Here is a 23,800-nt window from a genome sequence, read left to right on the forward strand (position 1 = left end):
TGCTTATTTGTGAAAGGTCCGATAGATTTTCTTTGCTTTTGATTCTCCCACGGCCGCCGTCAAATTTTCGAGGGACGCTTCTTTTATCCGCTTAACGGATTTAAAACTTTTTAATAACTGTTGGGCGGTCTTTTCACCTATCCCTTCAATATTAACCAATTCTGAACTAATAGCACCTTTACTTCTTTTGTTTCTATGATGTGTAATCCCGAATCGGTGGGCTTCGTTCCGTAGCTGCTGGATTATTTTTAAACTCTCCGATCTTTTGTCCAAATACAAGGGCACCGGATCATCCGGAAAATAAATTTCTTCCAAACGTTTGGCTATGCCCACAATAGCAATTTTTCCCCGAAGTCCCAACAATTCCAAACTCTTTAAAGCTGACGATAATTGTCCTTTCCCGCCATCAATCACGATAAGTTGAGGCAAAGGTTCTTCTTCATTCAGCAACCGTTTGTACCTTCTAAAAACGACTTCTTCCATACTGGCAAAATCATCTGGTCCCTCAACCGTTTTAATGTTAAAATGGCGATAATCCTTTTTGGATGGCTTCCCATCTTTAAAAACAACACATGCTGCAACGGGATTGCTTCCCTGTATATTCGAGTTGTCAAAACACTCTATATGGCGCGGTTCTTTGGACAAGCGCAGATCGGATTTCATTTGGGACATGATTCGCTTGGTATGCCGGTCAGGGTCGGTGATCTTTATTTGCTTTAGCCTATCCTGACGGTAAAACCTGGCATTCCTTTCCGAAAGATCCAAAATCCTACGTTTGTCCCCCAGCTTGGGCAATGTTACCTTTAAGTCTCCATCGACGGTAACGGGAAATGGCAAATAGATTTCTTTGGATGTTGAGTTGAAACGCTGCCTAATCTCGGTAATGCCCAATTGCAGCAATTCCTCATCCGTTTCGTCCAGCTTTTTCTTAATTTCCAAGGTATGTGATCGGATTATGGCTCCGTGGGAAATCTGTAAAAAATTGACATACCCGTATGTTTCATCGGAAATGATCGTAAAGACATCCACATTGTTGATTTTTGGGTTTACCACTGTGGATTTTGCCTGATAATTTTCCAACACGTCGATCTTGTCTTTAACACGTTGAGCCTTTTCAAACTCCATTTCTTCGGCAAAGCCGTTCATTTGTTGCTTAAAGGTCTGTATGGAATTTTTTAAATTCCCTTTGATGATCTGCCTAATGTCCTCGATTTGATCGTGATATTCCTTTTCCGACTGAAACCCCTCGCAAGGCCCTAGGCAATTGCCCAAATGATAATCCAAGCACACTTTATATTTTCCAGCCTCAATTTTTTCCTCGGACAGATCGTAATTACAAGTGCGCAAAGGGTAGAGGCTCTTGATCAGGTCCAAGAGTGTCCGTACCGTTTTCATGCTGGTGTATGGGCCAAAGTATTCGGAACCGTCCTTGATCAACTTGCGGGTCGAGAACACCCTGGGGAACCTTTCGTTTTTTATACATATCCACGGATAGGATTTATCGTCCTTTAGCAAAACATTATATCTGGGCAACAATTTTTTGATCAGATTGTTTTCGAGCAGAAGAGCATCCGACTCAGTAGGCACAACAATATGTTTTATGGAATGTATCTTCTTTACAAGAACACGTGTTTTGCCATACTCCTGCTTTTTGTTAAAATAAGAAGCAACACGCTTTTTAAGGTTTTTGGCTTTGCCCACATACAGAATTTTTCCATCGGCATCATAAAATTGATAAACTCCAGGATTATTGGGAAGGGAACTTAACTGTACTTTTAAGGATACCGATTTGGACATATGAGCTCTAAAAAGTGAACTTTTTTGACTTTACAACAAAGTTATATTTTAATTACCGTGATTATTGTTAAACTTAATCAATTACTTGTTTGATTGGATAAACATGGATAATCATCCAACAATTCTTGCAAGAATACACGAAATCAGAATTTTAAAGTAGTTTTTTAAAGAAATTGAAACCAGGGTTTCTCCATTAAAAAACTACGGAAAACTTGCAAACGAACAGTTAAGAATTGGTCTAAATTGTTAAACGGTTGCTAAAAATTGTGCATTTCATCGATAAAAAGTGCATTTCATGGTATAGTTTTCAATTGTTTTACTTACATTTAACCGTATAAATACAATCCTATGGAAAACTATATTATCGTTTTGGGAATGTACCTGATTTTGATGCTTTTCTTCAAAATCTTTTTCTCCGTGGCAACAAAAGAAGAATAATAGGTCGTTTACCCAAAATAACCCCAAAATCTTCAACAGTAATATGTTGAAACGTGAACTAAGAAAAAAATATAAAAAGCTGAGAGCGGAAATTTCCCCAACAAAAGCCTCAGATTTAAGTTTGATTTTAGTGAACACCTTACTTCAAATCCCAATTTGGGATTTTTTTTATTTCCATACATTTTTGAGCATCGAAGAAAAAAACGAGGTAGATACGTTGCCCTTGATAACCCTATTGCAGGGCAAGGATAAAAATGTGGTTGTCCCCAAAGTAATAGGGGAAAACACCATGGAAAACTATTTGCTCACCGATAACACGTCTTTAAAATTAAGTGATTGGGGGGTTCCGGAACCAGTGGACGGCATTGAAGTTCCAGAATCCAAGATCGATGTAGTTTTTGTGCCACTTTTAGCTTTTGATCTCCAAGGAAATCGTGTAGGCTATGGCAAAGGGTTTTATGACACCTTCTTGAACAAATGCAGAAAAGAAACCGTTAAAATTGGATTGTCGTTCTTCAATGCCGAAGATGAACCTATTTCTGATGTTAATGAAAATGATGTGACATTGGACTACTGCATTACACCAGAAAGGATTTACGAATTCTGATCGGTAACTTCCTCTTTCTTTTCATCTTGCTTTGGAAACGCCTTTTTGTTGAATACGATCAATATACCAACTCCCGTGCTTATTGCAGTGTCGGCGACGTTGAACACTGGTTCAAAAAAGCGAAAACGTTGACCTCCAACGGAAGGAACCCAATCTGGCCACGTAGTATCCACCATAGGAAAGTAGAGCATATCCACTACTTTACCATGAAATAAGCTCCCATAAGTTTCATTGGCAAATAGTGTGGCTACCTGCCCATTGCTGTGATCAAAAATAATCCCGTAGAAAACGGAATCGATAATGTTGCCCACTGCCCCTGCGAAAATCAGGGAAACGGCCAAAATCAATGTTCTCGGCGATTGTTTTCTAATGATATCCCATAACCAATATCCTATTCCAAAGACCGCAAAAATTCGGAAAATGGTCAAAATCAATTTTCCGACAGATTCGGAGATGGGCAAAATATCGCTCAGTTTTGTGCCCCAAGCAGCCCCTTCGTTCTCAATAAAAAGAATTTTGAACCAACTGAACACTTCATGGGCCTCTCCTAGGATAAAACTGGTTTTGATATAAACCTTGCTAATCTGGTCCACAAGCAGGATCAGTATAATGATAATAAGGGACTTCTTTAAATTCATGCTTTTACTAAAAGGATTGCAAAAATATGGATATTATTTTGTTTTCGTCAGGAAGATGTTTCCTTCTATTGTCTTCAGAACAAATTGATTGTAACCAGAAGGGATATTCTCGGTTTCCACTTTTCCATAAACACTCTCGGCTATGATCTCACCGTTAGGGACCGATAGTAAAATGTCTCCTGTTTGTGTAATTACCTCTACAGATTCCGAAACATCCTCCAAGGTACATCGTCCATCAGACAAAGTAACCTTCAAATCTTCATATTTTCCAGTGACATATAAGTTGGTGTTGGTTCCGAACACATCCACACTTTTATATTCCGGAACACTGATTTCCAAGGCAATGGAAACCACTTTATGGGCACTGAGCTTATCGTTGGGGTTTATAAAAAGAGGTTGGAAATCTGCACTTATCATGGCAGTGGTACCGCTTTGCTCTATGGAAATCAATAAATCTTTGGCATACTCGCCCTCCATACTCGCGGAAACCTGAACTTCGTCGGAAGATGAAGTTTTTAAATCAATTCGGTAACAATATTGGGCATCTATTTGAATGGTTTCTGTTCGGGGGCCGATAAAAGCCTTCCTTACTAATTTTTGCGCGTGAAGATTCACGAGCGTAAAAAAAACCAACAAAAACAACAACGCCCTCATAAAGAAAAAACGCCCGAAGGCGTTTTGATTATTTCTGCATGTTCTTCGCCTCAATGCTCAACGTAGCATGGGGCACAAGCTTTAAACGCTCTTTGTTGATGAGCTTTCCGGTTACCCTGCAGATACCGTATGTTTTGTTCTCAATACGCAACAAAGCGTTTTTAAGATCACGAATAAACTTTTCTTGACGGATAGCCAACTGAGTGTTCGCCTCCTTGCTCATGGTCTCGGAGCCTTCTTCGAATGCCTTGAATGTTGGTGAGGTATCATCCGTACCATTGTTACCATCATTCATATAGGAACTTTTTAAAAGTTCTAAATGTTTTTTGGCCTTCTCTATTTTTTCCTCGATCAAGGTTCTGAATTCCGCAAGGTCCTTGTCGGAGTATCTTACTTTTGAATCTTCTGCCATTTTCTTAATGTTTTTGAATAAACAATTTTGTGTTCACCTCATCAAAGGCTATTGCAACACCTTCTTCAAGTTTCTCTTCAAAGTTGAGCTCGGCGGTCAAAGTTTCCGTTTTGATATAGTCCTCGTTACTGGAAACTGCATTTTCCACTAGGCCGTCCTTCAATATTTTAATATCAATTTTATCTGTTACCTCAAACCCTGATTCCTTTCGCAGATTCTGGATTCGGTTCACAAGTTCCCTTGCGATTCCTTCTTTCCTCAAAGTTTCATCAATGGTCACATCCAAAGCAACGGTCAACGCACCAGAGCTGGCCACCAACCAACCTTCGATGTCCTGGGAACTAATCTCTACATCGGTTAACTGTAAATTAACGGTTTTATTTTCCAACTGTAGCAATAATTCTCCCTCACGTTCAATTTTTTGTATGTCTTCTTGACCCAGTTTTGATACTGCCGCCGCGATAGCTTTCATATCCTTACCAAATTTTGGGCCCAAAACCTTAAAGTTGGGTTTAATTTGTTTTACAAGCACTCCGGAAGCATCGTCCAACATTTCGATCTCCTTCACGTTCACCTCGGATTTCACCAAGTTGGAAACTGCTTCAATATCGTTTCTTTGCTGATTGTCCAAAACAGGGATCATGATTTTTTGAAGCGGTTGGCGCACTTTTATTTTCTCCTTCTGACGAATGGAAAGTACCAAAGAAGATATTTTCTGTGCCAACTGCATCTTACGCTCCAAGTCCTTGTTTACCATATTGGAATCAAAAACCGGGAATTCTGCCAAATGCACACTTTCAAAACCTTCCTTTTTAGTGGTGGCGTCCAAATCCCTGTATAATTGATCCATAAAGAACGGAGCAATGGGTGCGGATAATTTGGCCACTGTGGACAAGCAAGTGTAAAGCGTTTGGTACGCGGAAATCTTATCCGTTTGATAGTCACCTTTCCAGAAACGTCTCCTGCTCAATCGAACATACCAGTTACTCAAGTTTTCCTGAACATAATCGGAGATCATTCTAGCGGCACGGGTAGCTTCGTAATCTCCGTAAGCCTCGTCCACATTTTTGATCAAGGTGTGCAGTTCGGACAAGATCCATTGATCTATCTCCGGCCTTTCTTCCAAAGGAATATCTGCTTCGGAATAGTCAAATTCATCAATATTGGCATAAAGTGCCATAAAAGAATAGGTGTTGTAAAGTGTTCCAAAGAACTTTCGTTTCACCTCAACAACTCCTTCTATATCAAACTTTAGGTTATCCCATGGGTTGGCATTGGAAATCATGTACCAACGTGTGGCGTCGGGGCCATGTTCCGGCAATACCTCAAATGGATCGACTGCATTGCCCAATCGCTTGGACATTTTTTTACCTTCCTTGTCTAGAACCAGTCCGTTGGACACTACATTTTTATAAGCAACACTATCAAAAACCATAGTCCCAATGGCGTGCAAGGTATAGAACCAACCACGGGTTTGGTCAACTCCTTCTGCGATAAAATCTGCAGGGAATGCCACTCCATCGTCTATCAGTTCGTTGTTTTCAAAGGGATAGTGCCACTGTGCATAGGGCATGGAGCCACTATCGAACCAAACGTCGATAAGATCTGCCTCACGCTTCATAGGCTGTCCCGATGGGGAAACCAAAGTAATGCCATCCACGATGTTCTTGTGCAAGTCGATTTTGTCGTAGTTTTCCTCGCTCATATCGCCAACCACAAAATCTTCAAAAACGTCCTTGTCCATCACACCGGCCTCAACGGCTTTGGCCATTTCTGACTTCAACTCTTCCACGGAACCTATCATCAGTTCCTCTTTGCCATCTTCGGTACGCCAAATAGGCAAAGGAATGCCCCAATATCTGGATCGGGATAGGTTCCAGTCGTTTGCATTGGCCAACCAATTCCCAAAACGGCCTTCTCCAGTAGATTTTGGCTTCCAGTTGATGGTCTGGTTCAGCTCAAACATACGGTCCTTAACATCGGTTACCTTGATGAACCAAGAGTTCAATGGGTAATAAAGGATAGGTTTGTCCGTACGCCAGCAATTTGGATAGCTGTGCACGTATTTTTCGACCTTAAAGGCCTTGTTCTCTATTTTTAGTTTGATGGCGATCTCTACATCAATCGATTTTTCAGGTGCTTCGCCCTCATCATAATATTCGTTCTTTACGTACTTGCCACCAAACTCTTTCATTTCGGGCCTGAACTTCCCTTGAAGGTCCACCAACGGAACTGGCTTGTCGTTTTCGTCCAAAACCAACATAGGGGGAATCTCTGGCGTAGCTTGTTTTGCCACCAATGCATCGTCCGCACCAAAGGTAGGTGCTGTATGCACGATTCCCGTACCATCTTCAGTGGTCACAAAATCTCCAGAAATTATCCTAAAGGCATTCCCTGGATTTTGGTAGGGCTGTACATAATCTATCAATTGCTCGTACTGGATGCCTACCAAGTCTTTCCCCACAAAGGATTCTCCTACCAAATAAGGAACCTTTTTGTCTCCCTCTTTAAATGATTTCAATTCTTCCTCGGTCTCCACTTGGGTAAACTTTCCAGAAAAATTGTAGCCTACCAAGTTTTTGGCAACTACTACATTGATAGGCTCAAACGTATATTGGTTGTATGATTTAACCCATACATATTCAATTTTTGGGCCTACGGTCAACGCCGTGTTCGATGGAAGGGTCCACGGAGTGGTCGTCCAAGCCAAAAAGTAAATGTTGCCACCGACCTTTTGCAAAAATTCTGGAAGTGAATCCGTTTTGGCCTTGAACTGTGCGGTAACCGTAGTGTCCGTCACATCTTGATACGTTCCTGGCTGGTTCAGCTCGTGCGAACTTAAACCAGTACCCGCTTTTGGAGAATAGGGCTGAATGGTATACCCTTTATATATGAGTCCTTTATCGTAAATCTGTTTGAGCAGCCACCAAACGGACTCCATATACTTGGGCTTGTAGGTAATGTACGGATCGTCCATATCCACCCAATACCCTACTTTCTCGGTCATTTCATTCCAAACATCCGTGTAGCGCATTACCGCTTTTTTACAGGCCGCGTTGTAATCCTCGACCGATATTTTTTTACCGATGTCTTCTTTAGTGATGCCCAGTTCCTTTTCCACCCCGATTTCCACAGGCAGTCCGTGGGTATCCCACCCTGCCTTTCTCTTTACTTGGAAGCCTTTCATGGTTTTGTACCGTGGAAAGATATCTTTGATGGTACGTGCCATTACGTGATGAATCCCTGGCATTCCGTTTGCGGATGGTGGTCCTTCGTAAAACACGTAGCTCTCCTTGCCCTCCCTTGTGGAAACGCTTTTTTCAAAAATTTGTTTGTCTTTCCAAAAGTCAAGAATTTCTTCAGACACTTTTGGCAAATCCAATCCTTTATATTCCGCAAACTTCATATACTGCTTCTTCTACTAGAATTCAAGTTTGCAAAATTATAAATTTAGATGGAATTATACCCTTCATTTTGGCATTAGAATTCACATAATTCCCTTAACCTAAATATGATATGCAGCCTATCACCTGTTTATATGAAATTACCTATCTTCCTTCATTATTAACACTTAACCATTTTACTATGAAAAAAATACTGATTGCCGCAATGGTATTGACCCTTTCCATGTCGGTGCTGACATCCTGCAGGGACACCAAAGACAAAGCAAAAGAGGCTACTGAAGATGCTGCCAATAGCTTAAAGGAAGCTGGCGATGATTTGGAAAAGGCTGCAAAAGATGCTACCGACGCTATGGAAAAAGCGGGCGAAGAAGCCAAAGAAATGGGCGAAAAAGCATTGGACAGCATTAAAAAAGCTGGTGAAGAAACCATGGAAGCCGCAGAAAAAGCTGGCGAGGACATGAAAGAAGCCGCCAAAAAAGCCATTGACAGTATGTAGGTTTCAAAACTTCTATTGAAAAAATCAAAAAAGAAGGTTCGGAATTTTTCCGAGCCTTTATTTTAAAATACGTATCCCAATCCTACAACCAAGTTGGTACCTGGGGCCGTAATTCCCGAGGAATACATACGATACCGTTGATTGGTCATGTTTTCAAGGCTCACGGATGCTTTTAAGGCATTGGTGATCTGATATTGAGACCTAAAGTTTAGTGTGTACCATGATGGCGAATAGGGATTTCCGTTGGCATCAGTGGCATACATGAAAGTTTTGCCCTGTTCGGATAGTGCTAAATCATCATTGCTTACCTCTCCGTTATAATTGACAAAGACATCTGCCTTTAGTTTTTGGTTTTCCCAAATCAAATGTACATCACCAAAGGTGGGCGCGGCGTGGCGCGATGGACTATCCGTACCATCATCATCTTCCTCAATGCCCTCGGTCAAGGTTAGGTTGGAGTTGAGGGACAGGTGATCATTAAAATAAGCTTCCAAACCAAATTCAAACCCGTACACATAAGCCTTGGCCGCATTTTGGATTGCCTGAACATTGCTCGGTTCACCATTGTATTCGATTTCGGTCTGACCTCCGAAGGAAAAATCCCTTCGCACAAGGGCGTCGACCAGATAGGTATAGTAAGCGGCTCCCTTCAGCACAAGGACATCGTTAAAGTTTTTTCTGAGACCCAACTCACCATTATAGGCATACTCCGGTTCCAAATCGGGATTTGGCACCACTACAGACCCCGGTTCAGAATCAAAAATCTTCCCGATATCATCAATATTGGGCGCCCTAAAACCTGTGGACCCGTTCAAGGTTACCTGCAAATCCGATCTCGGGAACCAACTTAGTCCCAAACTCCCTGTGAGCGCTCCCGTAACTATATCGGCCTCATCAAACGGAAAGGGGTAATAGGTGGTCTCAAATGCAGCATCTACCCACACTTGACTGTAGCGAATTCCTGATAGTAAGGAAAGGTTGGGCTTTAATTGGTACTCACCGTTAATATATCCGGCTAATGTTTGCCAAGTGGCTCCATCGGGATACCTAGAAGCTGTTTCCTCAACTTCTTCCGTTTCTATATTGCGCATGCTCCCTTGGGAGTTCACCTTGTTAAAAACATACTCAGCTCCATAGAACAGATTAAGAGCTCCTATTTTTTTGTTTTCAAAATCCAGGTTCACGGATAGGGCATCTACTTTTTCACGGGTCGAATACAGTTCGGCGTCCTGAAATCCTCGGTCGTTCCGGCTTTCTTCAAAAAATTGATAGGCGGTGGTCAATTTTACGCCATCATAGAACTTGTTTTTTCCTTTGTTGGTGATTTGAAAGTTCCCCATAAACCATTTTTGGGGACCGTAGTACCATTCCGCAGAACGAAGCCCATCACCATCCCTACTGGGCCGAATCAATCTATCGTATCTGGGATAATCCGAGGTTTCGGAATAATAGAGTCCCAAATCGTAGTTCCAGGTACTATTGGGTCTGTAGGTGAATTTTTGGAGGAAGTTCACCTGGTCATAACCTGAACTCACTTGTTTTTTGGGGTTATCGTTCGTTACCAGAATATCGGCGCCGTTCTCTCTGATCACATAGTTAGGGCGCAAATAGGATTCTGGACCGTGTTCCCCCATCTTTAGATCTCTAAAACTATTGTAGGTAAAACTGGTATATGAAGCCCATTTTTGCTTGCCAAAATTAAAATCCACATGAGCGGTATTCTCAGAGTTGGCCGATGCAAACCTATAATTCACATTTCCAGAAAATGCTAAACTATCTGCAAATGAAAAACGTGGCTTTTGTGTGTAAAAGTTCATCACGCCTCCTATGGCATCACTACCGTATATTACTGACCCAGGACCAAAGGTTACCTCCGTCTTTTTGATGGTAAATGGGTCTATGGATATCACATTCTGAAGGTTCCCTCCCCTAAAAATGGCATTGTTCATTCTCACGCCGTCCACGGACAATAAAATCCTATTGGTGGCAAACCCTCTGATCATTGGACTACCTCCTCCCAATTGGCTTTTCTGCACAAAAATCTTTCCGCTATTTTGTAGGAGATCGGCCGATGTCTGCGGCGTGGTAAAGGCAATATTGCGGGCATCAAAGGTTTCAATTTTTTGTGGGATATGTTTTTTCTGTTGTTCCCATTTGGAAACCGACATCACCACTTCTTGAAGTTCTTCGGTTTTTAATTGAAGATAAACCCTGTTGCCCCGACGTTCAATCTGCTCTTTGGTAGTAGTATAGGTTTCGTAGCTAATATGTTTAAAGGTAATTCTCTCGTTCGGGAAAAAAATGTCCAACTCGGTTTTACCATTGGCATCGGTAACGGTTGTCTTGGACTGGTCCTTATTAAAGATGGCGATATTGTCCACGGGAATTCCGGTATCCACATCCAAAACGGTTACTTCTTGAGCATAAAAAGTTAGGGTGAATAAAAAGAGTATTAGGGTTAAGGTTGGTTTTAGGTTTTGCATTTTTAGGTAAATACTGCATTTAAAACTGCGAGAGACTTTGGTTCACGAAATCCGTGTACATGCAACCTGTAATACTGAATCACCGTTTTTAAGAGTTCTCGCCGGTTCGACTTAGTTAGTTGTATCGTCTTTAAAGCCTCAAAATTCATGCCCAAAAATTTCTTAAAACTTTCCAAGTTTTCGTTCTGGACCAAGGGGTTAAGTGTGGGGGTTTTACAGAAACTTCCTTCCAACAAATCAAAAAACGGCGAGTTTCGGTAAGATGTGTCCGGATAAAAGCCCAAATACTTGGTCAAATTGAGCAAAAATAAGATGTGAAAGTTTGGCGATAACTGATGAATATCCATCCAATGGAGTGCATATTCCAAGTAATTGAACAGGCTTTCGTCCTGCTCTTGCTCCTGAATGCTGTTGCCCAACATCTCCGCTAAAAAAAGTACGACGCTGTTCTTTACAACATCGGTATGCAAGGTTTGGTAGGGAATGGCAACCTTAACATCCCTTATGCTTTCCAGTGTGCCTTTATTCTTGTGGTTGGCCACAATTTCCAATTGCATCAACGGAAGAAAATAAGCTGGCCTGATCTTAGCCTTTTTGGAGGCAAGTACCCCTTTGAGCAAATATGACTTTACCCCATCGGATTGGGTAAACGCCCTAACAATAAGACTAGTGTCCCCATACTTTATGGAGGAAAGTACTATGGCCTTTGTGGTGATTTGCATGGGCTAATAAAAAAGCAGTTACCAAAAGTGTAAATGTAATCACTCCTTTTGGTAACTGCCAACCAAAAACCATTCTCGATGGTTTATATTATATGACCCCTTGAGCCAACATGGCGTCCGCAACCTTAACAAAGCCAGCAATATTCGCTCCTTTTACATAGTTGCAGTATCCATCCTCGTCACCGTATTGCATACAGGCATCGTGGATATCGGACATAATTCCTTTCAATCTCTTGTCCACTTCTTCCCTGGTCCAGCTAATGCGCAATGAGTTCTGGCTCATCTCCAATCCTGAAGTAGCTACACCCCCTGCATTGGAAGCTTTGCCCGGTGCAAACAATATTTTGGCATCATGAAAAGCGTGTACGGCCTCTGGTGTAGAAGGCATGTTGGCACCCTCTGCCACGGCGATACATCCATTTTTAATCAATGTTTTCGCAGCGTCACCGTCCAATTCGTTTTGGGTGGCACATGGCAATGCAATATCACAGGCTACTTTCCAAGGTGTTTCTCCCTTATGGTATTCTGCTGATGGGTATTTATCGGCATATTCGGAAATTCTTCCTCGTTGATTGTTTTTAAGATCCATAACATAGGCAAGCTTTTCCTTGTCGATGCCATCCTTATCGTAGATAAACCCTCCTGAATCAGAAAGTGTCAACACCTTACCTCCAAGGTGCAATACCTTTTCGGCTGCATATTGGGCCACGTTACCAGAACCTGAAATCACCACTTTTTTGCCTTCAAATGTTTCGTTTTTGGTCTTCAGCATGCTGTCGGCAAAGTATACGGTACCATAACCGGTGGCTTCCGGACGAATCAAGGAACCCCCCCAAGAAAGTCCTTTACCTGTCAGCACCCCGGTAAATTCGTTTCGTATCTTCTTGTACATACCGAACAAGAATCCGATTTCACGGGCACCAACTCCAATATCTCCGGCTGGGATATCGGTGTTTGGACCAATGTGTCGACACAGTTCCGTCATAAAAGCGTGGCAAAAACGCATGATCTCATCATCGGATTTACCTTTTGGGTCAAAGTCGGACCCTCCTTTACCACCACCCATAGGCAGCGTAGTCAAACTGTTTTTGAATACTTGCTCAAATGCGAGGAATTTTAAAACACTCGCATTAACGGTGGGGTGGAAACGAAGCCCGCCCTTGTACGGTCCAATGGCAGAGTTCATTTGTACGCGGTATCCACGGTTTACATGGATTTCTCCATCATCATCTATCCAGGCCACACGGAACGAAATCAATCGTTCTGGCTCTACCATACGTAAAAGGATATTCTTACCATAGTAAATATCATTTTGCGCTATATAAGGTATCACGGTTTCCGCAACTTCTTGTACGGCTTGAATGAATTCGGGCTCATGTCCATTTCTGGAAATCACCTCATCCATGAACACTTTTATTTTGTCTTCTATTCTTTCTTCCATATCTGGGTTAAAATTATTTTTCTTTCCGCTGACGAAAAGCGTTATTTTATTGAATTATGAATTTCAGGGCAAAATTATATTATTTCAATAATTTGAATATTTATTTTTTATAAATTTTTCAAAAAATGTTAATTGAGCGCCTGTTCGAGGTCGGCTATCAAATCTTCCACATCCTCTATGCCGACACTCAGCCTGATGAGCGCGTCAACAACACCGTTTTTTTCTCTTTCTTCCTTTGGAATACTGCCGTGCGACATACTCGCAGGATGTCCTACCAAACTTTCGACACCTCCTAACGATTCTGCCAGGGTAAATATTTGAAGGTTCTCCACAATTTTAATGGCACTCTCGTAGCTTCCGCCCTTGGGCACAAAAGAAATCATGCCGCCAAAACCCGTCATCTGTTTTTTGGCTACTTCGTGGTTCGGGTGGTGTTCAAAGCCAGGCCAGTATACTTTATCGATTTTAGAATGATTCTCCAAATATTTGGCAATGGATTCCCCATTTTCGCAATGCCGTTGCATACGCACATGGAGTGTTTTTATACCGCGAAGAGTCAAAAAACTGTCCATAGGACCACAAATACCTCCGCTGGATTTCTGGATAAAGTACAATTGATCGGCCAGTTCTTGTTGCTTTACCACTAAGGCACCAACCACCACATCGCTATGGCCTGCTAAGTACTTGGTTGCGGAATGCATAATGATATCCGCACCCAGATCCAATGGGCGCTGCAAATAAGGGGTAGCAAACGTATTGTCCACCCCCAGCAATAGTTTATAGTTCTTTGTGATTTTGGCCACTGCTTCTATATCAATAATGTTCATCATAGGGTTGGTGGGGGTTTCCACCCAGACCAACCTTGTGTTTTCGTTGATTTGCGAAACCAGTTCTTGCATATCCACCATCTCCGAAAACCGAAACTTGATTCCATATTTTTCATACACCTTTTTAAAAAGTCGGTAGCTGCCACCGTAGAGGTCACTGGTGCAGATGACCTCATCGCCTGGGTTCAATAATTTCATTACGGCATCAATAGCGGCCATTCCGCTACCAAAAGCCATCCCAAAATGGCCGTTTTCCAAACTGGCCAAGGCATTTTCCAAGGCCGTTCTGGTCGGGTTTGCCCCTCTGGAGTATTCATAACCCTTATGTCCGCCAGGCGTAGGCTGTGCATAAGTGGAGGTTTGATATATAGGTGGCATTACAGCTCCATAAGCCGCATCGGGCTGCTGCCCTCCGTGAATCGCTTTACTATTGAATTTTAACTCTTTTTTGCCCATGCTGAAACTATCTTCATACAAATGTATCGTTATCTTTCCGAAGTATTATTTTTGCTGACCCAAAACCTTGATCCATGAAAAGATACCTTGGCTCTATCCTAATATTATCTTTGTTAAGCTGCCAAACCGAGAGCAAACTCGCTTTTGAACCTATCCAATTACAGGGGGAAATCTGTGAAGATTGCCCCAAAATAGAGATCAATATCCCGAATGCTCTAGAAGACACTCCTGTTTCCGAGGCCATCAACCGTTCCCTGAATGAAGAAATCATCAGTATTTTATCTTTTACCGAAGATAAGAACATTGATACCGCAGAAAAGGCCTTGCAATCCTTTACCGAAAGCTATAAAGAAGTTAAAACCAAATTCCCCGACGAGGTACAATGGGAAACCACAATTGATGCCGAAGTAATTTATGAGGATCGAAATATCATTACCATAATGCTGAACTCCTATTCTTTTACAGGAGGTGCCCACGGTTATGCTTCCACTTCATATCTCAATTTTGATAAAAGACAGGGTGAAGAATTAGAAAACTGGGAACTTTTTGGTGATTTGGACGGATTTGAGGATTTTGCCGAGACCAAGTTCCGCATTCAGGAAAAAATTCCGCAAGATGCCAATATCAACGCCACTGGATTTATGTTCGAGGGCGATTCCTTTCATCTACCGAACAACATTGGCTACACGAAAGATGGGGTAAAATTAATCTATAACCAATATGAAGTGGCCTCCTATGCCGACGGCCCTATTGAGTTGATTTTGCCTTACAATGAAATCAATCTGTACCTAAAACGAAAAGTGAAATTCTAAGCTTGTGCCAAGGCCTTTTTCAGTGCCAAGATGGCACCAAGATGAAGCCCTTCATGAAATACATTAAAGGACAAAGCATCTTCTGGACTGTTTAACCCGATTTTCGGAGTGGTCATATATTCTTGGAAGTTTTTGAACCTGCCATGCTCATAATCCAATTGAATATGCTTTACTGTACTGAACAGGTAGGCGGATATTTTTTCCTGTTCCACTTTTGGAGGTACCCCATCTGGAAAAGTGCCTTTTTTGTATTTGTTGATCAATTCTTCTTCAATGGTAAAATCCAGACCGCTCAATTTGTACATCAAAAGTTGGGGAGTCACAACAACATGGGCAATGTTCCACCAAATATTATTGTTGAACCCTTCGGGAATTTGAAACAAATCCTCTTTGGGCGTATTCTGCAAAAAATCGTGAAGAATTTTTCTGTTCTTTAGAAGAATATCGAACGTCTTTTCCATAAAAACACAATTTGATTGATGTAAAACTAGCCCTAAAATTTGAAACCGCTCACCTTTAACAAGGATTATATCGATCAATAAAAACTAACACCTCCCTTAAAAGCTGTTGATTTTACATGTTGATCATATAATTTGAGGGATTTTTGATTTCCTTTGCTCATCCAACACCATACTTATGAAAAAAATATATTATTTGGGCAGTTGCTCTACCTGTAAACGCATTCTTAAAGAATTGGAACCTTTGGACGGGGTGGAACTGCAAGAAATAAAGTCTGAAGCCATTACTACAGAACAATTGGAGCAAATGGGTGCATTGAGCGGAAGCTATGAATCACTATTTAGCAGAAGGGCTGTACTTTACCGTCAGAGGGGCCTCAATGAAAAAAATATTTCTGAAGGCGATTATAAAGACTTGATCCTAGAACATTACACCTTTTTAAAAAGACCCGTGGTTGTAGTGGATGATCGGATTTTTGTGGGAAATTCCAAAAAAACGGTCGAAGCTGCCAAGCAAGCCTTGCATTCATGAGCAAAAGAACCCTGGCCATTTTGGCCGCTATCGGTGCCACCTTTATTTACGGCATAAACCACACCGTGGCCAAAGGAGTGATGCCCGGGCACGTTAAACCCTTTGGGTTTATATTTTTAAGAGTTGGTGGGGCCGCCATTCTTTTTTGGTTGATTTCCATTTTTGGACCCAAAGAAAAAATTGAAAGAAGAGATTGGGGCAGGATGTTGGTCTGTGCCCTCTTGGGAATGTCCATTAACATGCTTTCCTTTTTTAAGGGGCTGCAACTTTCCACACCCATTAACAGTGCTGTTTTAGTAACGATCATACCTATTATCGTAGTGGTTATTTCGGCCTTGTTTTTAAGTGAGAGAATCACTTTGAACAAAGGGTTGGGAATATTCATGGGATTTGTTGGGGCCATTGGGCTTATCCTTTTTGGAGTAGAAGCCCGTCAAGATGCCCCCAATATACCTTTTGGCAACTTTTTGTTCATTATAAACGCAACTTCTTACGGTGCTTACTTGGTAGTTGTAAAAAAATTGATTGAAAAGTATCACCCCTTCACTTTAATGAAGTGGCTCTTTACCATCGCTATTTTTATTAATCTTCCGCTTACCCTTCCGGAGGCTTTGGAAATTAAATGGTCCACTATGCCCATTTGGGCTTATGGCTCAATAGCTTTTGTGATTATCGGTACCACGTTCCTGACCTATTTGTTCAATATTTTTGCACTTACACAGCTCAAGGCCTCATCTGTGGGCGCATTTGTTTATATGCAACCTTTGGTAGGAATCCTTTTCGCTCTTTTTTCCGGAAAAGATGAGCTTACCCTTGTTAAAGTACTTGCAATGACCTTTGTATTGGTAGGGGTATATTTGGCGAGCAAAAAGCCAAAACGCATTTCTCAATATTGATTTAAACCCTGCTTTAGTCAAAAGGAAAGGGGCATTCATCAATTGGCAATACCTAATTTGAAGTCTAACGCGTATTTTACGTTCTTACCTAATATCCCTTTTGCCCCGATTAAATATATAATGGTTTTAGTTTTTAATTGGATTGGGCAAAAAAATTGTAAAAATGACCGGTCCCTCTTTAGCTGAACAAATCGACCGCATCAAAAAAAAGCTTGTTAAAGCCAAGTTGATTGATAAGGACTGCAGGGTCTTTGGAGCGGGACGTCACAGATATGAATTAAATCCGCCTGCAAGTATTGCCGAAGTCGAAGCATTGGAGAAAAAATACAAAATTGGATTTCCTGAATGTTACAGGTCTTTTGTACTCCAGGTCGGAAATGGAGGAATATCTCACCTGAATTCCGGTGCGGGCCCTTTCTATGGAATATATCCTCTCGGAACCAATATGGATCAGTTGATTTATCAAGGGGCCGTGACGCATCTCAAGAACGCGTGTTTTCTGCATCCAAATATGACCGATATCTTTTGGGATGATTTTATGGATTCCTTATTTGAAAATAATACCTCCGACGATGAGTTGGATGAGGAGTATACCAAAATTTATGGCGGTATCTTGCCTATCGGTTCGCAAGGGTGCTCCTACATTCATGCACTAGTGCTGAACGGACCTTATGAAGGCAAGGTCATAAACATGGACGTATGCGCACAAATGGCTCCCCGTTTTTCTTATGACAACAATTTTTTGGACTGGTACGAGCGTTGGCTGGATGAAAGTATTTCAGGAAAATTGGCAAAGTCCCCAAGCTGGTTTGGCTATTCAAAAAGAAGCCTGGATTAGTACATTGAACTCGCTTGTATAAAATATTTACAAATCCTTTGGAACTTGAACATGTTTCCGCGTATCGGCCCTCGTCAAAATTTTAAAGTCTTCCGATTTTTCCATAGCGCCGAAAGTCTCCAAAAAATCTTTTGGCAATCCTGTTAATTTCCTTTTTTTCAAATCAATCCAGGCACCCATCATCTCGCAACGCGCAAAGTTTTTGCCATTATGGTCGTAAAAGTTGTGTCTAAACTCAAAAAACATTCCGTCCTTGCTCATCCCAACAAATTCCAATGAAACCCTTACAGGTTTGCCGGGAAAAGCTTCCTTAAAATAATAGACGTGCTCATAGAATACCACCGGACCAATATTGTGTGCGGACATACTTTCTTGGTTAAAACCTATCAGTCCCAAATATGCCATTCGGGTATGGCTCATAAAATTGATGTAAGCGGAATTCGCCAAATGTCGGTTAGCGTCTATATCGCTCCACCTAATCTCAAATTCTTTAAAAAACATAAAAGGTTATTTTGTTATGCATGCATAATAATTGTAAAAATACCATAGTTTTGATAACTGATTCCCATAAAGAAGAAGAATTGTTCCTATTTTTAAACATAGTTTAACACGAAACCCATGAGCCAAAAAGCTGAATTCATCAAAAATCTAGCGCTTCCTGTAATTGCAGCCCCGATGTTTTTAATTTCCGGGCCAAAACTGGTAGTGGAATGTTGTAAAAATGGTATTGTAGGTACCTTTCCTGCCTTAAACCAACGAACAAGCGAGGGTTTTGAGGAATGGCTTATCCAGATCAAATCGGAATTAAAGGCTTTTGAAGAGGAAACGGGCAAAAAAGCCGCTCCTTTTGGTGTAAATCTTGTTGTACATCCAACCAACCCAAGGCTAGAGGCCGATGTAAAACTCTGCATTAAACATAAAGTGCCATTGGTAATCACTTCCCTTGGGGCGGTTAGTCAAGTAGTAGATGCCATTCATAGCTACGGAGGATTGGTGTTCCATGATATTATTAAAAAGCGTCATGCGGAAAAAGCCGCGGAAGCCGGGGTAGATGGTCTTATTCTGGTATCGGCGGGTGCGGGGGGCCATGCAGGCACCATAAACCCGATGAGTTTGGTCGCCGAAGTGAAGAAATTTTTCAACAAGACCATTCTTTTATCTGGCTGTATTAGCACGGGAAGGGATGTTGCCTCAGCATTGCAAATGGGAGCCGACCTTGCCTATATGGGCACTCGCTTTATTAACACAGAAGAAAGTAAAGCTACAGAAGAATACCGAAAAATGATTATTGACTCTGGTGCCAGTGATGTCATATATACCGCGGCCATTTCAGGAGTACCTGCCAACTTTTTGGCAGCCAGTTTAAACGCTGCCGGTATATCAGAGGAAGATTTGAAAAAAGGTAGAAAAATAGATTTTGGCAAGGAACTGGATACCGAGGCCAAAGCATGGAAAACAATTTGGTCGGCCGGACAGGGCGTTACTACAATAGACAATGTACTACCGGTATCCCAATTGGTCGATACACTGAAGGGTGAATTTAAAGCTTCCGTTGAAGAACAAGCCCAGTTATTGAAAACATATCCAAAGGAATAACCAATGCCCCAAGTTGCTTCCGAATATACACCGCCCTTTTTGTTTAGAAATGGCCATTTTGCCACTATTTATTCAGGTATAATCAGATCCGTGAACGGGGTAGTTCAAAAACGAGAACGCATCATACTATCTGATGGGGATTTTTTGGATTTGGACTGGAGCAATTCAAAAACCCCTACCAAAAAATTGGTTGTGCTTTTGCATGGATTGGAAGGAGATGCCCAACGCCCATATATTACAGGTAGTGCCAAAATACTAAATCAAAATGGGTACGACGCCTGTGCGGTAAATTACCGTGGATGCAGCGGTGAGCCCAACACAATGTACCGCTCTTATCATTCTGGGGCCACAGAGGATTTAATCGAGGTTCTGGATCACATTCTAAATACCAGGGATTATCCGGAAATTTATTTGAAAGGGTTTAGTCTTGGGGGAAACCTGTTGCTCAAATATTTGGGCGAAGGCAACAATGTTCCAAAAGAACTAAAAGGTGCCGTAGCCGTATCCGTGCCCTGTAACCTTCAAGATTCCTGTAAGCAACTGCTCAGCCCAAAAAATATTTTGTATGCCATTAAGTTCAAAGGAAATTTATTGGATAAGTTAAGGCAAAAGCAACAAATGTTTCCAGGTAAAATCAGTGATGCGGACATTAAAAAAATCAAGACCCTGAAGGATTTTGATGACATCTACACCAGCAAGGCACACAATTTTAAGGACGCTTTGGACTATTATGAAAAATCCAGTTCATTACAGTTTTTACCCAGTATTAAAGTGCCAAGTTTAATCATTAATGCCAAAGATGATTCCTTTTTGGGACCTGAATGCTATCCCGTAAAAGAAACCGATGAGAATTCCCATCTATTTTTGGAAACCCCTAATTATGGTGGCCACGTAGGCTTCTGGGGCAAAAACAACATCACCTATACCGAAAAAAGGGCTTTGGAGTTTTTCAATTCCATTTAAAAACAGCTATGACAGGCCAGTTGTGAGGTACAAAACAAAAAACCCTCCGATTATTAGTCTCTAATTACCTATCTTAGTGGCTACATTTTCAAAAACAAACTTCAATAGAGTCAGAATGAAAAAAATTGTAATGGTCTTGGCCTTGGGTGCCATGATAGCAAGTTGCGGCGATAAAAAGGAAAAGAAAGATGGTTTTGAAGTAAGCCGTACCAAAACTGAAGATACAAAAGCACAAGCTAAAGAAGAAGTTCCTGTTGATATGGACAACAAAGGTGTTGGGCCAATAACCAGTTTAGAATTTCCAGATGAAATCAACGATGAAATGGTTGCACGTGGAAAAGCAAAGTTTGAAGCTATTTGCGTTGCTTGTCACATGGTCGACCAGCGAATGATTGGTCCTGCATTAAAGGGAGTTTATGACAGAAGAAGCCCAGAATGGGTGATGAACATGATTTTGAACCCCGACGGTATGTTGAAAGAAGACCCAATTGCCAAAGCGCTTTTGAAAGAGTATAATAACGCCATTATGCTCAATCAAAATTTGACCGAGGACGAAGCAAGAGATGTTGCAGAATACTTGAGAACACTCTAACAAACCAACGTTATTATATTTTAGAGCTGCTGTTTTGCAATAAAAACAGCAGCTTTTTTTATCTTAATAGCAAACTTTCACCCATGAAAAATATACTGATCACCCTTTGTTTGCTGTTAACTCCGTTATTGCACGGGCAGGACCTTCAAGGCGCTTGGACCACCATCGAATCCGATGGTAAAGGATACCAAGTAGAACATACCCTTATTTTTACTGGGAGTTATTTTTCAGAAGCCATTTTTGAAAAACCAAGTGGAAAGTTTTTGGGTACAAAAGGAGGAAGCTATTCAGTAAGTGAAGATGATTTGAATCTTACTTATGAATATGATTCACGCAGTCCAGGAAATGTAGGTAAAACAAAAAATGATTCCTTCTCCATTACTGAAAATAATTTAGAATTGGGAAAATTGAGTTGGACCCGAATTGATGACGGAACACCTGGCGACCTGTTCGGTGCTTGGTTAATTACAGGGCGAAAAAGAGATGGTGAAATTGTGAAACGTGATACCTCAGGGCCTCGAAAAACCATGAAAATTTTATCCGGCACCCGATTTCAATGGATTGCCTACAACACGGCTACAAAAGAATTTATGGGAACTGGTGGAGGCACCTATACCACTGTAGACGGCAAGTATACCGAAAACATCGGCTTCTTTTCAAGGGATGACTCTAGAGTAGGAGCCAGTTTAGAGTTTAATTATGAGTTGAAAGATGGTGATTGGCACCACTCCGGTTTCAGCAGCAAAGGAAACCCGATTTACGAAGTCTGGAGCAAAAGAACTCAATAGAGTGCCTATTATTTAGCGATCTAACAACCTAATCGATTGAGGAGTTCATCTATTTTTTTAGTATTTTACTACAGCATTAACCATTAATTTCTGTAAAAATGAAAACCTCAATCATCCTGGTTTTTTCCGTCGTACTGCTGGTGGAATCATGTGGTGAGCCAAAAACGAGCGAGGAAGCGCTGTATGGCCCCACTTGGGAACTCGAGTATATTTCCGGATCTCGTATTGCCTTCGAAGGGCTCTTCCCAAAAAAGAAACCACAAATCACTTTCGATAAAGAATCTGGAAAAGTAATGGGCACCGATAGTTGCAACGGCTACTCCGCAGATTACGAGCTGGCCGAAAACACCATAGTTTTTGGTGATCCCGGCCCTACCACCATGATGTTCTGTGGCGGTAGTGAAAGGCAATTTCTCAATATGATGAAAAAAATAGACGGCTACTCCGTGGAGGATGGAAAGCTCAACCTTTTGGTCGGAGATGTACCCATGATGCGATTTAAAAAAGTAAACCCATGAAGAATTCAATCATATTAAGTTGTGCCGTATTGCTGTTTTTTGGATGCGTTGAAAAAAAGAAGGAAGAAACTTCAGAGCCTGAAGCGACCGAAGCATCAGAAGAAATTAAGACAGACACCCTTATAACCGAGGAAAAAAAGCAGGAAATGGAACCCATTGCCATAAAAATTGATGGGAGTTACTTTAAAGCTACCGGTACCGAACCTTTTTGGGGACTTAAAATATATGATGACAAAGTGGAGCTACAGACCATGGAGGATACCATCACCACTCCTCCCTCAGAGGCCATTAAGGCACAGGATGGTAATATCAGCATGTACCGCATTGAGACGGAGGCCACCCAAATGGATGTAATTATTTCCCATAAGGAATGTACCAATGCCATGTCTGGCGAGGTGTTCCCTTATACTGTAACCGTTTCTTACAAAAGTACAGGCGGAGGTGAAACCACAGTTTACGAAGGCTGTGGATCCTACATTACGGATTATAGGCTGCACGATATTTGGGTCTTGGAAGAAATGAAAGGGGCCCCTATCTCCAAAGAAAATTTTGGTGGAAGGGACGTCCCAAGTATGGAAATTAATATCAACAACAATCGCTTTTCTGGTTTTTCGGGGTGTAACCGTATGACGGGGAGCCTTTTTTACGAGCAGGATGTTCTTCGGTTTACACAAGTTGCATCTACCCGAATGGCATGCCCAAATATGGACAAAGAAACCGAGTTCTTGACTGCACTGCAAGGCAGCACAACATATAAAATTGAAAACAACCGACTGTATCTCTCCAATGGATCGGAAGAGCATTTGTTGGTTTTTAAAAAAATTGATTGATTTTGAAAAAACTATGCTTCTTTTCCGTCATTTTTATTTTGATGACCAATCACCAAATTCAAGCACAAGAAATGGAACTTCCTTATAAAGAAATCCCTGACTATCCTTCCGATTACAGCTCTGGTAATCTAATTTCCAGAATGATCGATGGATTGGGATACCGATATTATTGGGCAACCGAAGGATTAACCGAAAAGGATTTGGCTTACAGACCTTCAGAAAGTGGGCGCTCTACTTTGGAAACTTTGGAACACATTTATTCGATGTCCAACAATATTTTGTTGGCACCGGATGCCAAGCCCTATATACGACCAGAAAATCCAACTCCATATTCTTTCGAAGAATTACGTGCCAAAACACTTGAAAACCTTAAAGCGGCCAGCAGCAAAGTTTTGGGCAAGAGTCCTGAAGAGGTGGAAAGCTTCAAGGTGGTTTTTAAGCAAGGTGACCAAACATCGGAATTTCCCTATTGGAACATGATCAACGGAATGATTTCCGACTGCATCCAGCATACAGGTCAAATTGTATTGATGCGCCGGGCCAGCGGTAATCCACAGAACCCAAAGGTGAATGTATTTTTAGGAAAGACCCGAGAATAAAAT

The 23,800-nt window shown here is 41.5% G+C and carries 24 protein-coding genes; 13 read left to right on the top strand and 11 right to left on the bottom strand.

The genetic code is table 11. From position 1 onward, the window contains the following. Window positions 1-3 precede the first annotated feature (3 nt). Complete coding sequence (uvrC, locus tag J0654_RS09460) at window positions 4-1,797, bottom strand: excinuclease ABC subunit UvrC (protein ID WP_207028280.1); 1,794 nt, start codon at window positions 1,795-1,797, stop codon at window positions 4-6. Between the two features lie 481 nt (window positions 1,798-2,278). On the opposite strand from uvrC, the gene J0654_RS09465 reads away from it, so the two are divergent. Continuing rightward, a complete protein-coding gene (locus J0654_RS09465) occupies window positions 2,279-2,842 on the top strand; it encodes a 5-formyltetrahydrofolate cyclo-ligase (RefSeq protein WP_207028282.1) in 564 nt (187 codons plus the stop codon). On the opposite strand, the gene J0654_RS09470 is transcribed toward J0654_RS09465, so the two are convergent. From J0654_RS09470 to ileS, 4 genes are all read right to left on the bottom strand, one after another. Continuing rightward, window positions 2,830-3,480, bottom strand: a complete 651-nt coding sequence (locus tag J0654_RS09470; protein WP_207028284.1) for a lipoprotein signal peptidase — start codon at window positions 3,478-3,480, stop codon at window positions 2,830-2,832. The genes J0654_RS09465 and J0654_RS09470 overlap by 13 nt on opposite strands. Before the next feature lie 33 nt (window positions 3,481-3,513). Then, entirely contained in the window at window positions 3,514-4,095 is a 582-nt protein-coding gene (locus J0654_RS09475; RefSeq protein ID WP_313783608.1) for a DUF4097 family beta strand repeat-containing protein, read from the bottom strand. Between the two features lie 67 nt (window positions 4,096-4,162). Next, window positions 4,163-4,546 carry a TraR/DksA family transcriptional regulator gene (locus J0654_RS09480; protein WP_207028286.1) on the bottom strand — a complete coding sequence of 128 codons (384 nt, stop codon included), beginning with the start codon at window positions 4,544-4,546 and terminating at the stop codon, window positions 4,163-4,165. Between the two features lie 4 nt (window positions 4,547-4,550). Beyond that, on the bottom strand, window positions 4,551-7,952 hold the full coding sequence (ileS, locus tag J0654_RS09485) for an isoleucine--tRNA ligase (protein WP_207028288.1): 3,402 nt from the start codon (window positions 7,950-7,952) through the stop codon (window positions 4,551-4,553). A 179-nt stretch (window positions 7,953-8,131) separates the two neighbouring features. Between ileS and J0654_RS09490 the strand changes: the two genes are divergently transcribed. Continuing rightward, entirely contained in the window at window positions 8,132-8,446 is a 315-nt protein-coding gene (locus J0654_RS09490) for an Hsp70 family protein (RefSeq protein ID WP_207028289.1), read from the top strand. A 62-nt stretch (window positions 8,447-8,508) separates the two neighbouring features. Here J0654_RS09490 and J0654_RS09495 read toward each other — a convergent pair whose 3' ends face one another. The 4 genes from J0654_RS09495 to J0654_RS09510 form a co-directional block, all read right to left on the bottom strand. After that, complete coding sequence (locus J0654_RS09495; RefSeq protein WP_207028292.1) at window positions 8,509-10,929, bottom strand: TonB-dependent receptor; 2,421 nt, start codon at window positions 10,927-10,929, stop codon at window positions 8,509-8,511. Between the two features lie 2 nt (window positions 10,930-10,931). After that, complete coding sequence (gene recO / locus J0654_RS09500) at window positions 10,932-11,651, bottom strand: DNA repair protein RecO (RefSeq protein ID WP_207028294.1); 720 nt, start codon at window positions 11,649-11,651, stop codon at window positions 10,932-10,934. 88 nt (window positions 11,652-11,739) lie between these two features. Beyond that, on the bottom strand, window positions 11,740-13,092 hold the full coding sequence (gene gdhA, locus J0654_RS09505) for an NADP-specific glutamate dehydrogenase (RefSeq protein ID WP_237685952.1): 1,353 nt from the start codon (window positions 13,090-13,092) through the stop codon (window positions 11,740-11,742). Window positions 13,093-13,220: 128 nt separating this feature from the next. Further along, the gene (locus J0654_RS09510) at window positions 13,221-14,375 is read right to left on the bottom strand and encodes a cystathionine gamma-synthase (protein WP_207028296.1); all 1,155 of its coding nucleotides are present in this window, start codon (window positions 14,373-14,375) and stop codon (window positions 13,221-13,223) included. A gap of 74 nt (window positions 14,376-14,449) precedes the next feature. On the opposite strand from J0654_RS09510, the gene J0654_RS09515 reads away from it, so the two are divergent. Continuing rightward, window positions 14,450-15,187, top strand: coding sequence for a DUF3298 and DUF4163 domain-containing protein (locus J0654_RS09515; RefSeq protein WP_207028298.1), 738 nt, complete (start codon window positions 14,450-14,452; stop codon window positions 15,185-15,187). Here the strand turns inward: J0654_RS09515 and J0654_RS09520 are convergent. Continuing rightward, window positions 15,184-15,648: a DinB family protein gene (locus tag J0654_RS09520; RefSeq protein ID WP_207028300.1), complete on the bottom strand. Its 465-nt coding sequence runs from the start codon at window positions 15,646-15,648 to the stop codon at window positions 15,184-15,186. The two genes, J0654_RS09515 and J0654_RS09520, sit on opposite strands and share 4 nt — an antisense overlap. A gap of 175 nt (window positions 15,649-15,823) precedes the next feature. Between J0654_RS09520 and J0654_RS09525 the strand changes: the two genes are divergently transcribed. The 3 genes from J0654_RS09525 (at window position 15,824) to J0654_RS09535 (ending at window position 17,911) form a co-directional block, all read left to right on the top strand. Beyond that, window positions 15,824-16,177: an arsenate reductase family protein gene (locus J0654_RS09525; protein ID WP_207028302.1), complete on the top strand. Its 354-nt coding sequence runs from the start codon at window positions 15,824-15,826 to the stop codon at window positions 16,175-16,177. After that, complete coding sequence (locus J0654_RS09530; protein ID WP_207028304.1) at window positions 16,174-17,073, top strand: DMT family transporter; 900 nt, start codon at window positions 16,174-16,176, stop codon at window positions 17,071-17,073. Before J0654_RS09525 ends, J0654_RS09530 begins: the two co-directional genes overlap by 4 nt. A 163-nt stretch (window positions 17,074-17,236) precedes the next feature. After that, the gene (locus tag J0654_RS09535) at window positions 17,237-17,911 is read left to right on the top strand and encodes an SMI1/KNR4 family protein (protein WP_207028306.1); all 675 of its coding nucleotides are present in this window, start codon (window positions 17,237-17,239) and stop codon (window positions 17,909-17,911) included. A gap of 27 nt (window positions 17,912-17,938) precedes the next feature. Here the strand turns inward: J0654_RS09535 and J0654_RS09540 are convergent, their stop codons facing one another. Next, window positions 17,939-18,412 carry an acyl-CoA thioesterase gene (locus tag J0654_RS09540; RefSeq protein WP_207028309.1) on the bottom strand — a complete coding sequence of 158 codons (474 nt, stop codon included), beginning with the start codon at window positions 18,410-18,412 and terminating at the stop codon, window positions 17,939-17,941. A 117-nt stretch (window positions 18,413-18,529) separates the two neighbouring features. Here J0654_RS09540 and J0654_RS09545 point away from each other — a divergent pair, with 117 nt between their 5' ends. The 7 genes from J0654_RS09545 (at window position 18,530) to J0654_RS09575 (ending at window position 23,797) form a co-directional block, all read left to right on the top strand. Beyond that, entirely contained in the window at window positions 18,530-19,507 is a 978-nt protein-coding gene (locus J0654_RS09545; RefSeq protein WP_207028311.1) for an NAD(P)H-dependent flavin oxidoreductase, read from the top strand. A 3-nt stretch (window positions 19,508-19,510) separates the two neighbouring features. Next, window positions 19,511-20,470, top strand: coding sequence for a YheT family hydrolase (locus J0654_RS09550; protein WP_207028313.1), 960 nt, complete (start codon window positions 19,511-19,513; stop codon window positions 20,468-20,470). A 115-nt stretch (window positions 20,471-20,585) separates the two neighbouring features. Then, entirely contained in the window at window positions 20,586-21,062 is a 477-nt protein-coding gene (locus J0654_RS09555) for a c-type cytochrome (RefSeq protein WP_207028315.1), read from the top strand. An 83-nt stretch (window positions 21,063-21,145) separates the two neighbouring features. Further along, window positions 21,146-21,850 carry a membrane or secreted protein gene (locus tag J0654_RS09560; RefSeq protein ID WP_207028316.1) on the top strand — a complete coding sequence of 235 codons (705 nt, stop codon included), beginning with the start codon at window positions 21,146-21,148 and terminating at the stop codon, window positions 21,848-21,850. 98 nt (window positions 21,851-21,948) lie between these two features. Continuing rightward, window positions 21,949-22,368 (top strand): META domain-containing protein, encoded by a 420-nt coding sequence (locus tag J0654_RS09565; protein ID WP_207028318.1) that lies wholly within the window; start codon window positions 21,949-21,951, stop codon window positions 22,366-22,368. Next, entirely contained in the window at window positions 22,365-23,198 is an 834-nt protein-coding gene (locus tag J0654_RS09570; protein WP_207028320.1) for an META domain-containing protein, read from the top strand. The genes J0654_RS09565 and J0654_RS09570 overlap by 4 nt, the downstream gene beginning before the upstream one ends. A gap of 2 nt (window positions 23,199-23,200) precedes the next feature. Next, window positions 23,201-23,797, top strand: a complete 597-nt coding sequence (locus J0654_RS09575) for a DinB family protein (RefSeq protein ID WP_207028322.1) — start codon at window positions 23,201-23,203, stop codon at window positions 23,795-23,797. Window positions 23,798-23,800: the final 3 nt, after the last annotated feature.

It is taken from the genome of Flagellimonas profundi (assembly GCF_017313275.1).
Taxonomy (GTDB): Bacteria; Bacteroidota; Bacteroidia; order Flavobacteriales; family Flavobacteriaceae; genus Flagellimonas; species Flagellimonas profundi.

Bases quoted from the DNA above. Each gene is read 5' to 3' on its own strand.
- uvrC (WP_207028280.1), bottom strand. From the start codon at position 1,797: ATGTCCAAATCGGTATCCTTAAAAGTACAGTTAAGTTCCCTTCCCAAT.
- J0654_RS09465 (WP_207028282.1), top strand. From the start codon at position 2,279: ATGTTGAAACGTGAACTAAGAAAAAAATATAAAAAGCTGAGAGCGGAA.
- J0654_RS09470 (WP_207028284.1), bottom strand. From the start codon at position 3,480: ATGAATTTAAAGAAGTCCCTTATTATCATTATACTGATCCTGCTTGTG.
- J0654_RS09480 (WP_207028286.1), bottom strand. From the start codon at position 4,546: ATGGCAGAAGATTCAAAAGTAAGATACTCCGACAAGGACCTTGCGGAA.
- ileS (WP_207028288.1), bottom strand. From the start codon at position 7,952: ATGAAGTTTGCGGAATATAAAGGATTGGATTTGCCAAAAGTGTCTGAA.
- J0654_RS09490 (WP_207028289.1), top strand. From the start codon at position 8,132: ATGAAAAAAATACTGATTGCCGCAATGGTATTGACCCTTTCCATGTCG.
- J0654_RS09495 (WP_207028292.1), bottom strand. From the start codon at position 10,929: ATGCAAAACCTAAAACCAACCTTAACCCTAATACTCTTTTTATTCACC.
- recO (WP_207028294.1), bottom strand. From the start codon at position 11,651: ATGCAAATCACCACAAAGGCCATAGTACTTTCCTCCATAAAGTATGGG.
- gdhA (WP_237685952.1), bottom strand. From the start codon at position 13,092: ATGGAAGAAAGAATAGAAGACAAAATAAAAGTGTTCATGGATGAGGTG.
- J0654_RS09510 (WP_207028296.1), bottom strand. From the start codon at position 14,375: ATGGGCAAAAAAGAGTTAAAATTCAATAGTAAAGCGATTCACGGAGGG.
- J0654_RS09515 (WP_207028298.1), top strand. From the start codon at position 14,450: ATGAAAAGATACCTTGGCTCTATCCTAATATTATCTTTGTTAAGCTGC.
- J0654_RS09520 (WP_207028300.1), bottom strand. From the start codon at position 15,648: ATGGAAAAGACGTTCGATATTCTTCTAAAGAACAGAAAAATTCTTCAC.
- J0654_RS09525 (WP_207028302.1), top strand. From the start codon at position 15,824: ATGAAAAAAATATATTATTTGGGCAGTTGCTCTACCTGTAAACGCATT.
- J0654_RS09530 (WP_207028304.1), top strand. From the start codon at position 16,174: ATGAGCAAAAGAACCCTGGCCATTTTGGCCGCTATCGGTGCCACCTTT.
- J0654_RS09535 (WP_207028306.1), top strand. From the start codon at position 17,237: ATGACCGGTCCCTCTTTAGCTGAACAAATCGACCGCATCAAAAAAAAG.
- J0654_RS09540 (WP_207028309.1), bottom strand. From the start codon at position 18,412: ATGTTTTTTAAAGAATTTGAGATTAGGTGGAGCGATATAGACGCTAAC.
- J0654_RS09545 (WP_207028311.1), top strand. From the start codon at position 18,530: ATGAGCCAAAAAGCTGAATTCATCAAAAATCTAGCGCTTCCTGTAATT.
- J0654_RS09550 (WP_207028313.1), top strand. From the start codon at position 19,511: ATGCCCCAAGTTGCTTCCGAATATACACCGCCCTTTTTGTTTAGAAAT.
- J0654_RS09555 (WP_207028315.1), top strand. From the start codon at position 20,586: ATGAAAAAAATTGTAATGGTCTTGGCCTTGGGTGCCATGATAGCAAGT.
- J0654_RS09560 (WP_207028316.1), top strand. From the start codon at position 21,146: ATGAAAAATATACTGATCACCCTTTGTTTGCTGTTAACTCCGTTATTG.
- J0654_RS09565 (WP_207028318.1), top strand. From the start codon at position 21,949: ATGAAAACCTCAATCATCCTGGTTTTTTCCGTCGTACTGCTGGTGGAA.
- J0654_RS09570 (WP_207028320.1), top strand. From the start codon at position 22,365: ATGAAGAATTCAATCATATTAAGTTGTGCCGTATTGCTGTTTTTTGGA.